The 12587-nt window shown below is 56.2% G+C and carries 9 protein-coding genes; 6 read left to right on the forward strand and 3 right to left on the reverse strand.

All coding sequences use genetic code 11. From position 1 onward, the window contains the following. The first annotated feature begins 39 nt into the window (after positions 1-39). From P4G45_RS01310 to P4G45_RS01325, 4 genes are all read left to right on the forward strand, one after another. A complete protein-coding gene (locus tag P4G45_RS01310; RefSeq protein WP_348267896.1) occupies positions 40-1281 on the forward strand; it encodes an MFS transporter in 1242 nt (413 codons plus the stop codon). Positions 1282-1390: 109 nt separating this feature from the next. Further along, a complete protein-coding gene (locus tag P4G45_RS01315) occupies positions 1391-2911 on the forward strand; it encodes a sialate O-acetylesterase (RefSeq protein ID WP_348267897.1) in 1521 nt (506 codons plus the stop codon). Between the two features lie 260 nt (positions 2912-3171). Beyond that, complete coding sequence (locus tag P4G45_RS01320; protein WP_348267898.1) at positions 3172-6699, forward strand: carboxypeptidase regulatory-like domain-containing protein; 3528 nt, start codon at positions 3172-3174, stop codon at positions 6697-6699. Between the two features lie 250 nt (positions 6700-6949). After that, entirely contained in the window at positions 6950-7288 is a 339-nt protein-coding gene (locus P4G45_RS01325; RefSeq protein ID WP_373695305.1) for an alkaline phosphatase family protein, read from the forward strand. A 90-nt stretch (positions 7289-7378) separates the two neighbouring features. On the opposite strand, the gene P4G45_RS01330 is transcribed toward P4G45_RS01325, so the two are convergent. From P4G45_RS01330 to P4G45_RS01340, 3 genes are all read right to left on the reverse strand, one after another. Beyond that, a complete protein-coding gene (locus P4G45_RS01330; protein ID WP_348267899.1) occupies positions 7379-8170 on the reverse strand; it encodes a c-type cytochrome in 792 nt (263 codons plus the stop codon). A gap of 171 nt (positions 8171-8341) precedes the next feature. After that, on the reverse strand, positions 8342-9568 hold the full coding sequence (locus tag P4G45_RS01335) for a PQQ-dependent sugar dehydrogenase (protein ID WP_348267900.1): 1227 nt from the start codon (positions 9566-9568) through the stop codon (positions 8342-8344). 219 nt (positions 9569-9787) lie between these two features. Continuing rightward, positions 9788-10570, reverse strand: a complete 783-nt coding sequence (locus P4G45_RS01340) for an AraC family transcriptional regulator (protein WP_348267901.1) — start codon at positions 10568-10570, stop codon at positions 9788-9790. A gap of 406 nt (positions 10571-10976) precedes the next feature. Between P4G45_RS01340 and P4G45_RS01345 the strand changes: the two genes are divergently transcribed. Both P4G45_RS01345 and P4G45_RS16920 read left to right on the forward strand, forming a co-directional pair. Next, positions 10977-12281 carry a TolC family protein gene (locus P4G45_RS01345; RefSeq protein WP_348267902.1) on the forward strand — a complete coding sequence of 435 codons (1305 nt, stop codon included), beginning with the start codon at positions 10977-10979 and terminating at the stop codon, positions 12279-12281. A gap of 80 nt (positions 12282-12361) precedes the next feature. Further along, positions 12362-12583 carry a YtcA family lipoprotein gene (locus P4G45_RS16920; RefSeq protein ID WP_373694175.1) on the forward strand — a complete coding sequence of 74 codons (222 nt, stop codon included), beginning with the start codon at positions 12362-12364 and terminating at the stop codon, positions 12581-12583. Positions 12584-12587: the final 4 nt, after the last annotated feature.

Genomic DNA, 12587 nt, shown 5'->3' on the forward strand with positions numbered 1-12587 from the left:
GGTCGATCGTTTTACACTAGTGGTCAGGCCTCTTAAAACATGACAAAGACTTCCAGTGCAGCATCCCGCGCGCCGCTGCCCTTTCTTGGGCTGGCGTGTGCCGTGGGCGTTTCCACCATGTATTACAACCAGCCGCTGTTGCTTGAGATGGGGCACACCTATGGGGCGACTGCAGGGCGCACCGGGTTTGTCGCGGTGGCCACGCAGGTCGGCTATGCGATGGGGCTGCTGTTTTTCGTTCCCCTCGGCGATCTGCTGGAGCGGCGCGCACTGATGATGCGGATGTTTGCTGCGGTTGCGGTGGCGCTGGTGCTGGTCGCGTTGGCGCCGAGTTTGAGCTGGCTGATTGCCGGCAGCGTTTTGATTGGGATGTTTGCTTCGGTGACGCACGTGGTATTACCGATTGCCCCGGACCTGGTATCGGATGAGCAGCGGGGGCGTGCGATCGGCATTGTGATGACCGGGCTTCTGCTGGGCATCCTGCTGGCGCGGACGTTCGCCGGTTGGGTCAGCAACGTTACTGGGTGGCGTTATGTGTTTGTTATTGCGGCGGTGATGAATGCGGCGTTTGTGCCTCTATTGTGGCGGGTGATGCCGAAGCTGCCGCCGAAGCAGAAGCTGAGGTATAGGGATGCGATGAAGTCGCTGTGGACGCTGTATCGGACACAACCATTGCTGCGAGAGTCGAGTGAGCTGGGAGCGCTGGTGTTTGCTTCGTTCAGTTGCTTTTGGACGACGCTTGCATTTCTCCTGTACAGCCACTACGGGATGGGGGCTGGGATTGCCGGAACGTTTGGCATCGTGGGCGCGGCAGGTGCGATGGTCGCTCCGATTGCAGGACGGATGTCGGACAAGCATGGCTCGCGGTGGGTGGTTTCAGTGGGGATGTCGCTGCTGGCGGTTTCGTACCTGCTCCTCTGGGGCGAGGAGAGTGCGCGGATTTCGACGACGCTGCATATGATGGCGCTGGTGGTTGGTGTAGTGGTGCTGGATATGGGCGCGCAGATGACCCAGGTGGCAAATCAGACCCGGATCTTTGGGCTGGATGCGTCGGCGCGGAGTCGATTGAATACCGTATATATGACGGTCTATTTCACCGGCGCAGCGGTCGGGTCGGCGCTGGCGACGCTGGCATGGGTGCATTGGAAGTGGAATGGGGTGAGCGTGCTGGCGCTGGGACTTATCGGACTGGCCTTCGTTCGTCACGCGATGGGCGACAAGGGCGGGAATGGGTTGGAACATCGTCCTCTGACGATCGAAGACGAACTGATGGAAGCCTGAGTGCCTAGCGAAGGCGCTCGCATGGAAGACGGCGGCAGAGGAATGGTATCGTCATCGGGATGTTGATGAGACCCATTGTTTCGTTGCGAAACAAAAAAGGATCGACCTGATGCTGACTCAGAGGCTGAGATTTATTGGGGCTGGTGTACTTTTTCTTCTTCCCTTCGCGACGAGCGCGGCCGCGGAGATTCGTCTACCGCACCTCTTCAGCGACCATACCGTGCTACAGCGCGAGGCTCCCATCCATATATGGGGATGGTCGCAGCCGGAGGAGAAGGTTACGGTCCGGTTTCATGCGCAGACACGGTCTGCGGAGGCGAATGCGGAGGGCGAGTGGAGCTTGTGGCTGATGCCGGAGCAGGCAGGTGGACCGTATACGCTGACAGCGCAGGGCAGTTCAGGCGGTGTGGACTCCGCAGTCACTTTTTCGGACATCCTTGTAGGCGACGTGTGGGTGGCATCGGGCCAGTCGAATATGGAGTTTCCCCTGAAAGGTTTTGGGGGAAATACTGTGCTGAAGAACGGCGCACAGGAGATCGCTCAGGCCACCGTGCCGCAGGTGAGGCTCTTGCGAATCGAGCATAAGAGCTCGGATATCCCGGTGGAGGATGTCGATGGTACGTGGACGCTGTGCACCCCGGAGACGGCGGCGAATTTCTCCGCCGTCGCTTACTTCTTTGGCAGGGAGATTAGCCAGAAGGAGCATGTTCCGATTGGCCTGATCGATGCAACATGGGGCGGGACGCCGGTGGCGTCGTGGATCAGCCTGGATGGGATTGGTGCGGATGCCTCCTTAATGCCGCTCTTTGCAACGCGGGCGCGCTTCGCTGATGAACAGAGTAGCGTTCCAAGAGTGGAGGCTGCGGAGAAGCGGGAGGATGCGGCGGCGTTGGGTGCCCATCACGCATTGCCAAAGCATCCCTGGCACCCGGATGAGACCTCGTGGGTGCCTGCGGCATTGTTCAACGGGATGATTTCTCCGATGACACCGTATTCCATCAAAGGCGTGATCTGGTATCAGGGCGAGTCTGACAGCGCGCCGGCGACCGGGCCGATCTATGCGAAATCTTTTTCGACGATGATCGGTGACTGGCGCAGCCATTGGCACGAGGGGAACTTTCCGTTTCTTTTCGTCCAGATCTCGAGCTACAATTCGCCCGGCGAGTTGTGGGGAATCGTTCGCGACCAGCAAAGACGCACATTGGCGGTGAGCAATACAGCGATGGCAGTCTCGCTTGACGTAGGTACTCCCGATAACGTGCATCCGCCGGACAAGCAGACGGTAGGCGCGCGACTGGCGGTGGCGGCGCGGGGTCTCGTCTATGGAGAAGCTGTGGATTACTCGGGTCCATTGTTCCGCCAGGCCACGCGAGATGGCTCAGGGATACGCGTGTGGTTCGACCACGCTGCCGGATTGCGAAGTAAGGGCGGCCCGCTAACCGGGTTCGAGATTGCCGGGGCAGACAAGCAGTTTGTCCCCGCTGCGGCGGTGATTCAAGGCTCGTCCGTTGAGGTGACAAGTAGCGCGGTAAAGAACCCGGAATATGTGCGTTATGGATGGGAAAACGTCACGGCTGCAAATCTCTACAACCGCGCCGAGCTGCCAGCCTCGACGTTTACGTCTGAATAATAGTGACAGGTTTTCATCGCGGACTATGAGTCGTGTGTGTGGCCTCATTTGTCATACCTCTTGATATAGATCCACTTGCACCCGTGCGTCTGAAAATATTTCCCCCAAAACCGACTTTTGCGGTTTATATTGTTAGCGCTATCAGACTGCACTCCGGGTTGTGCTGGAATTCCTTCCTGCCCGGTCTTATTAAACAAATTTGAATGTTATTTTTGGGAGGTCCTTTGATAAATCGATTTAGGGTGGCAATAGCTTGTCTTGTGGTAGCGCTAACCTATACGCTGCCTGCCTCAGCACAGGAGTATCGCGGCACGATTCAAGGAAACGTGACCGATGCTCAGGGATATGTAGTTGGAGGCGCTGCGGTCGACGCGAAGAGCGAGCAACAGGACTACAAGATCACCTCGAATGCAAAGGGTTATTTCGTGATTCCTTTCGTACAGCCCGGGACCTATACGGTTACGGTGAAGGCAAAGGGATTTCGGACCGAGGTACGGCCGGGATTGATTCTCGACGTGGCACAGAAGATCAACCTTAACGTGGGTCTGACAGCCGGTGGCGTGTCAGACACGGTCACGGTATCGACGAACCCGATCCAGCTGGCGACGACAGATGCTTCTGGCGGAACGGTGATGGATCCGGAAAAGGTGCAGAACCTGCCTCTGAACGGCAGGCAGGTGTATATGCTGTTGTCCTTGACGCCGGGCGTACGATTTACGCAAAACCAGTTTGGCGCGGGCGGCTACTCGGGAACGCGTGGATGGGACACGTCGAATTCGTACTCGATCTCTGGGCAGCCGGGAATTACAAACCAATTTATGTTGAATGGCGCGCCGATCTCGGTGCAGGGCGGCGGACCGGCAGGAACCTGGAACATTTCGCCGAGTATCGACGCAGTGCAGGAGTTCAAAGTGATGACGATCACCTTCGACGCGCAGTATGGGCGTGTGGGCGGTGGCGCGATGAACACGATCCTGAAAAACGGGACGCCTCATTTTCATGGCACGTTATTCGACTACTGGCGGAATTCGCTGTTCGATGCAAATACCTACCAGTTGAATCAGCAGCAGGCAGCCAAGCCGTTTCACAACGAGCATGACTTTGGAGGGACCGTCGGCGGCCCCTTCCTGAAGCACAATGCCTTCTTCTTTTTCAGCTATGAAGGCTATCGCCAGGTGCTGCCGGCAGGCGTCGTCACTACTGTGCCTACAGCGGATATGCTGCCGGATGCCAGCGGAAATGTAAACCTGACAAACTATCTTGCTGCAGTCAACAAGACAGCGATTTACGATCCAAACACAACGACCTGCGTGGTTCCCTCGGGGAACGGTGGTTGCAAGACATATGGCCGAACGGCTTTCCCCAACAATACGATTCCGGCTTCGCGGATCAGTCCCATCGGCTTGAATATCCTCAAGTTGTTTCCTGCGCCGAACAGGCCTGGATATCAGAACAACTATGTCTTCAACGGAAAAGACAGATACAAGTACAACATGCCGATTGCGCGGGTGGACTACAACTTTACAGACCGGACGCGGCTGTATGGCATCTTCGCGTGGTGGGCAGGGCATGAGTACCGGAACTCAAACGGGTTCGCAGGGCCAGCTATTAAGGGCAATATCGACAACTACCGCTCGAGCATAACGCAGGTGCTTGACCTTACGCATACGTTTTCGAACACGCTGGTCTCGGACGTGCGAGCTTCGTTCAACCGCTACTATACGCTTGCTCCGGATGGAGCGTTGTCGGCAGGCGAGGCGAAGCTTTCGGCGGCCGACCTGGGGTTGAATATGCCGCAGTTGCCGACAACGAAGCATGACTACGCGCCGGAGATCAATATCGGCGACGGCTACCCGGGGATCATTGGAAACCAGGGCGATCCAACGATGTTCGAGTCGTACGACCTGGGACCGTCGATTACGCAGACGCTTGGACGGCACACGCTGCACTATGGTGGTGAGTTCTCGCTGTATCACGACGTTTCAGGCGGAAAAGGGCAGGCGAACGGAAACTTCGGGTTTGGCACGGGATTCACGCAGAATAATCCATTCAAGGGCAACAAGGACGGTTCTGCCATCGCCGAGACGCTGATGGGATATGCAAATGGCGGCAGCGTTCACTATGGGATCTCTCCCTATGAGTCGTACAAGTACTATGGATTCTTCGTGCAGGATGACTGGAAGGTGAATGACAAGTTCGCCATCAATGCGGGTCTTCGATGGGACGACGAACTATCGCCAACGGAGCGGCATAATCGACTGTTAGCGGGTGTTTGTCTGACTTGCGCCAATCCGATCTCAAGCCAGATCACCTATCCGGCGGGCAATACGCTGCCCAACGGGGCGACGATGGTCAATCCCATTCTTGGTGCAGTGCAGTTTGCCAGCGATAAACTCCCGGCGTATGACGAACACAGCGCTTACTGGCAACCGAAGCTCGGACTTTCGTTCACCCCGAACCGTTTCATCGTCTTCCATGGGGGATATACCATCTCGAAGGCGTATGGAATCGAACTGGGAGGAGCCTCGGCGTGGGCCCAGGACACAAGCTATAATGCCTCCCCGGATGGCGGTCTGCATCCGGCGACGGACTTCCGCAACGGCACACCGTTCCCGAATGGATATATCGTGCCTCCAGGCAGCTCGCAGGGCGCGGAGACGCTGGTTGGTTCGGGTTTCGGAATCGATCAGCGCAATCGCAAGGTGCCCATCGTGCAGCAATATACTCTTGGGTTCGAGGTGCAGATGCCATTTGGAATCGTGGGTAATCTCGCATATCTCGGAGTGCATACCACCCGGCTTCGCGCGTCCAGGCAGATCAATGGTATAAGTGCAGCCGACTTTGCCAAGGGCCATGCCGACCCGAACTATCTGGACCAGCAGGTGACGAACCCGTTTTATGGGGTGCTGCCAAAGACCGTCTCGCTGGGTCAGAATCCCACCATTCAGGCAAAGTACTTGATGGTGCCGTATCCGCAGTTCGACGGCAACCTGTACATCTACACCGATGCCAGCGGCTACAGCCACTACAACGCCATGCTGGCGAAGATGGAAAAGCGCTTCTCTCATGGGCGCGCTTTCAGCAACGGATTGAGCTTCCTGGGATCGTTTACCTGGTCGCGCCTAATGTCGGCGACTGGCCTTCTGAACAACAGCGGTGCGGGTCTGGTCGATGCCAAACCCTATTACGCGGTCGATGGCAACGATCGTCCGTGGGACTTTGCATTCAGTGGGCTGTACGGTCTGCCAATCGGACGGGGCGGCTCGTTCCTGTCTAACGCGCATGGTGTGCTGGGAGAGGTGGTCAACGGCTGGCAACTGGATTGGATATTCCAGAACAGCGGTGGTACGCCCGTCGGCTTCCCCAACAACGATATCTACACCTGCGGGCAATACAATCTGCGGCCGGCACAACGGTCGTATAAGAGCTACCTCAACAATAGTCAGAGCCAATGCTTCACGACGTTCCCGGAATATACGGCGGTAACGCAGTTGCCGAGGACGACGAAGTTGCGGAATCCATATGCGCAGCAGACGTCGTTTGGACTGGAGAAGAAATTCTCTATCACGGAAGGTACAAAGCTGCAGTTCAAGGCGGAGGCCTTCAACGCTACAAACACGGTAATCTTTGGCGGACCAAACACCGGCTCGCCAGAGCAGGCGCCCTCACGCAATACGAGTGTGGCAGATCCAAACCAGCCAGGAGCGTGGTCGGGCTATGGGACCGTCGGCTCGACGCAACAGAACTTTCCGCGACAGATGCAGTTTTCGCTGAAGCTTCTTTTCTAAGGGCACTAACTTGGGGAACACGGGGGCAGCATCTTTTATAGATGCTGCCCCTGCTGCTTTTGAGCAGGAAGAATATAGTTTCAAGCGAGGAGCCTCACAGTTCCAGGTTCTCAGAGGTGAGATGCGCGACTGATAACCTTTGGCGGGATCAGTAGGGTGAGAGCCGCGGGAACAACTTCAATTCTAGTTTCCGACTGATTTTCTGGCAGATGCGATTCTTGGACCTATCGGTCTGGGTTTTCGTGTGCCGATGCTTCTGATCTCACCGTTCAGCAGAGGTGGGCTTGTCTCCTCGGATCTCTTCGATCACACTTCTGTGCTGCGGTTTCTCGAAACGCGTTTCGGCGCCGAAGTTCCCAATCTGAGCGCGTGGCGTCGTGCAACCGTCGGTGATCTCACGAGCGCATTCAACTTCGGAAAACCCGATCAGTCGATTCCTGCTCTGCCGGCTACGCAGCCCGCAATTTCGCAAACCATTAACGGATGTCTCGCGAGCCTTGCCAGCACCACGCCGTATCCAATTCCCAACCCGCAGATCATTCCGACACAGGAAACCGGAACGGCCGCTCGACCAAGTGGTCTGTGCTAGCAGCGAACGACATCGCAGAGCGGTTGTGTTGCTTAGCCCTTTGAAACCCAGCAAATGCTGGCCGACCTTAATCGATGTCCCAATGCCACGTCACTTCTGGACGCTTCCATCCACAGATGGAAGTGAACCGAGGTAGCGTACCAGATCATTCAGGTCGTCTCCCGTAATTCTTCCTTCATAGGAAGGCATGGGATTGGTATCGATGATTGTGAACTGGCTGAGTTCTGGCTTGGAATAGGTGGTTACTTTTCCTGACGTATCGATCACTTGCACGTTGTGATCGTCCTGGCTCAGAATCCGGCCAGTAAGCGTCTTTCCATCAGCAGTGGTCAGTCGAACGAGGTCGTTGCTGGGGTCGAGCGTTGGCTTTGGGCTGACGATAGCCGCTCGGATTTCGTCAGGTGTGTGCCGCGCTCCTACACTGTTCAATGCCGGGCCGGTATACCCCCCTTGTTCTTGTATGCGATGACATGCGAGACAGTCGTTCTGGGTAATTAAGCTCTTCGCTTGTTCGATCTCTGAGGAGTTCAGCGCCGCTGCTGCACCTAAGGTTGAGGGAGGGATCGTAGATGGTGCTGCCGTAGCGGGGGCGGCTTTATCCAGGGCAAAATTTGTGGATAGGTAGAGGTAGACGTTGTCTATATCTTGCTTTGTGCCATCCGCACCACGGGCAGCCATGTCGTCGACGCTTTTTCTCCACTCTGCCTGGGTCTTTCTAGCATTGGTAACCATATCCGCGCGATGACAGGCAGTGCAGTTGTGTATGAACTCTGCCTTACCCTTGCCGTCGGGCAGATTCTGGCCAAAGGCTGCATTGGATATGCAAAGCCCGCAAAATAACGCACACATCGCCCCAAACACTAATTTGAATTTTTGGTCCATATCGTCGTCGCTTTTTCAGTTTTACAGGATGTGGAGTCGAGTGGGTCTTTCGCTTATCGACTTCGACTCGCCTTGGTGTGGATGTTCCGGTCCGCCGTCTGGATAGAACGGTGGACCGGAATATTGAGCTGGTTTACACGCATTTCTCTTGGTTGCAGAAAAAGAACGTGCTTATTTCGACTTCGGCGTCAGGTGGAAGAGGCGACCTGCCTTTGCATCCTCGATCATCCACAGCGAGCCATCAGGAGCTTCCTCGACGTCGCGGACCCGGTGAGCCATATCCCATCGCTCGGCAGGTTTCGCTCCTCCCTTGCCGTCGAACGTGATGCGGGTGATCGATTTCGATCCCAGCCCGCTGGCAAGAGCCGAGCCGTTCCACTGCGAGAAGTCGGAGCCTTTGTAGAACATGAGGTTGCCCGGTGCGATGACTGGGGTCCAATAGATAACAGGCTTCGTGAGGTCAGGGCGCGTGTCCGGATTGGGAATGGGCACGCCGTTATAGTTGGGGGCGTAGCAGACCAGCGGCCAGCCATAGTTTTTGCCGGGTTCGATCAGGTTCAACTCATCGCCGCCCTTGGGGCCATGTTCAAGCTCCCACAGCCGGCCATCCGGCGCAAAGGCCAGACCATAGGGAGTACGGTGTCCCATGCTCCAGGTCTCCGATGGCGTCAGGTTAGGGCCGGGGAAGGTATACGTTCTCACGACAGGGGCGGTTTTTGCGGCTTCCGTATCAGACGGTGGGTCGATGACGGGCACAGTGGGCGCGCCGATTTTGCCTGCCCCTGGATTGCCCGGGGCCGGTTTGCCATCGAGCGTCAGGCGCAGGATCTTGCCAAGAGGCTGGTTGGGGTCCTGGGCTGGTGTCATACGCTGCCGATCGCCAGAGGAGAGGAAGAGATACTTGCCGTTCGGAGAAAAGGCGACGGCTGCGCCGAACTGTCCGCCCTCACCCCTCTCGCCGTCGCGCCAGATCACCTTGAGCCCCTCGAGGCTCGCCGCATCCTTGCTGATCTTCAACTTGGCCCGCGCAAGCGCCAGGCTCGAACCTCCGTCACCCGGCTCTGAATAGGTGAGGTAGACATTGTGGTCCTTCTTATAGTGCGGGGAGAGATAGACGCCCAGCATCCCACCCTGACCTCTCCAGAGAACGGCTGGCACGCCCGTAACGGGCGTCTTTGCTCCTTGCTGGGTGACCAACTGCAAACCGCCGGTCTTCTCGGTAATAAGCATTCGCCCGTCAGGTAGGAAAGCAATCTTCCAAGGCAGGTTCAAAGTTGTTACCTGGACCATGTTGAATGGCAGGCTAGCCTCAGGCTTCTGTTCACCTGCGTTGATCTGCGCAGATGCGCCGCTCGCGGTCATGACTAAGAAAAGTCCCGCGATCGCTAAATGCTTCATCTCGTTCTCCCGTTATCGATAGAGTGATCCGACATCAAAAATCTTCTTTACGCCAATGCTTGTCGCCGCAAATACTTCTTCCAGAGTATCGCGTGTAGCAGATGTAGGATCGACGACGGCCATGTCTGAATAGTTTCCGAAAGGTCTCTGTCGGCGCGCTGTCAGGACGGAAGCTATGGTCCACTCCGAAAGCTGATCGTCTATTCGATGCAGTTTGTACTATGCGGTACGCAGATGTTCGCTCGAATGTGGAAGATATTGTCCGGGCGTCACACCCATAATGCGTTTAAAGTGGCGCGTGAAGTGGCTTTGATCGACAAAACCCGTGGCTGTGGCGACTTCCGCAATGCTATGCCCCAGTTGTAAGAGGTGCCGTCCCGCCTCAATGCGGATTTGATTGAGGTACGCATGCGGTGGAAGACCGACTGCACTTCGGAACGAGCGGAGGAGATGATACGGACTCAACTGCGCAATCTTTGCGAGGTCATCCAGACTGATATCGCACCCGTAGTTGGCGTCCATGTAATCTCGCACTCGTTTGATCTTCGCTTTCTCAAAGGCGGAGGTTTGTGGGCGTTGGACATTAGAAGTATGTCGCTCGAGCAGGCGCGCAAAAATCTCCAGGCTGGAAGATTCCACCTCGAGACTGCTGCTGTTAGTTTCGAACTTTCGATGCAGGCGGAGTAGCCATTCTGAGAGCGAAGCATCCTGAACAAAAGGCTTTGAAAAGTGAAAGGCGTCCCTTGAAAACGCCTTCGATTGCTTATCGAAGAACGAATCCTCGAAGTAAAATACTCGAAAACCCCACGCATCCGGACTGGTGGGGCGCGGCGCGTGTACCTCGCCAGCATTGAGAAGCAAGACCGTACCCGTGGGCAGAACATGGTCCTCTTTTCTGCAATAGGAGGCCATGGAGCCCCTTTCCACGATGCCTATTGCAGGAACAGAGTGAAAGTGGCGGGCAAACTCATACGTTTTATAGGTTCCGTGAAAAAGTTCCACTCCCTCGAGAGAGCGGTGCCGCCAAATCCGCGCGCTCTCGTTCCGGCCCAGTTCTCTTTCTGAGTGATCTTCCTTGACGCGAGAAGCATCCTGCAAAATCACCTGAGAAGGCGTTTGAGCCGCCGATATCTCGTGAAACGCATGATTTTCCTCGGAATGCATACCTTAACTTTAGCAGGGGCCAATCCAGGATGAGCAATTTTGTACAAGATCTGGATAGCGACACACAGGCATTCTTAAAGATATGACTTCGGTGCCTGTTTTTGAGTTCCTTTACCGGACCTCCTGGCGGTGTAAATTTCAAATTCTGCTGGCTTCATTGCTGATTTCCGGCCCAATATGGGCCCAAAGAGCTCCGAAAGAGCCTGACACACCTTGGCTACCCAACAGCTCCCGCATTGCAGTCGTGGGCGTTGCTCCTCATGAAGTGGAGCTGAACTCGCAGGAGCCATACTCCCTCGGTCAACTGATCGACATCGCGGAGTCCAATAATCCATCGACCCGAGCAGCGTGGGACCGCGCAAAAGTCGCCGCAGCGTCGGTTGGTGTGGCGAAGAGTGAGCTGTATCCAACCATTATCGCCAGCGCCTCCGGGAGGACCTTTCTCAACCCTCCACTTCTCTACCGTACCTTCGTATTGCAGGACATCGGAGCATTCGAGACCGCTCTCAACCTGAACTACACACTCGTAGACTTTGGAGCACGCCGTTCCGAGATCACGGCCACGCAGGCGCGCCTTCTCGCTGCAAACCTCAACTTCAACAATGAACATCTGGTTCTGGTGCAGCAGGTAAGTCTGGCCTACTACAACCTCTTGAATGCGATTGGATTGAGAGAAGCCGCGGCTGTCACGCTGAATGATGCCCAGGCTGTCGAAGACGCCGCTCAGGACCGCAAAAATAACGGCCTCGCGACGCTGCCCGATCTACTTGAGGCAAAAGCCGCAACAGCAAAGGCCAACTACGATCTTCAAAGCGCAATTGGCGCAGAGCAGGCAGCCTTCGGCGATCTCGCTACAATCCTTACCGCGACGCCGGTAAAGCCTTTCAAGGTGCAACCTCTCGCGGAGCTAACTATCCCGGATGCATTGGACCAGTCCGTCGAGGACGCCATTCACACTGCCTATCAGCAACGGCCTGATCTGCTGGCGGACATCGCACGGGTCAAGGCCGCCAACGCTGAAGTAAAGCACGCGCGCTCGGCCTATTATCCGCAGCTCGACTTCGATGGCGAAAAGGGATGGCTCCGCGCGTGGGGCGAGCAGGAGAAATTACCCGGCACCTACGGCAAAACCTACACCTATGATGCTCGCCTGAGCCTGAAGTGGACGGTCTTCGACGGCTTTCGGCGCGAGAGCCGCATCGCGCAAGCGAAGGCGGAAAGAACCGCCGCAGAAGAAGAAGTCCACGAGCGCGAAGACCACATCGCCGACCATGTGTGGAGCGACTATGCAAACGCAGAGACCGCGCTGCAGCAGCGAAAGGCCGCAACATCTCTTCTTGCGGCCTCCTCGGAGTCGTACTCCGCAGCCGTCGACTCCTACAAAGACGGCGTCCGCAATATCCTCGATGTCCTTTCGGCAGAGAGAGAACTGGCTCGCGCCCGCGCCGTCGATGTTACTGCCCGCACGCAAGTATTGGAATCCTTCACCAACCTCTCCTTTAGAACTGGAGATCTTCTGATCAACCATCCGAAAGGAAAAAACCCATGATCGATCGACCGGCTCGGAACGGCGCAGGAAGGCTACGCTGCTCCAACATCTTGCCAGTCATAGCAACGGTAATGCTCACTATGAGCTTAACCGGGTGCTCCAACTCCCCCTCCTTTGACATCCTGGGGTCGTACTTTCCTTCATGGATCGTCTGTTGCGCCGTCGCGGCAGCTCTTACGCTTGCTCTACATTCTCTCTTCACTAAGTTGAAGATCGTTCGCGAACTGTGGCCGCTTCCTTTGGTCTACACCGCGCTCTTCTCTTTTCTCAGTTGCACTTTGTGGCTCATCTTTTTCAACTAACGAG

This window comes from Edaphobacter paludis, from assembly GCF_039993895.1.
Classification (GTDB): domain Bacteria; phylum Acidobacteriota; class Terriglobia; order Terriglobales; family Acidobacteriaceae; genus Edaphobacter; species Edaphobacter paludis.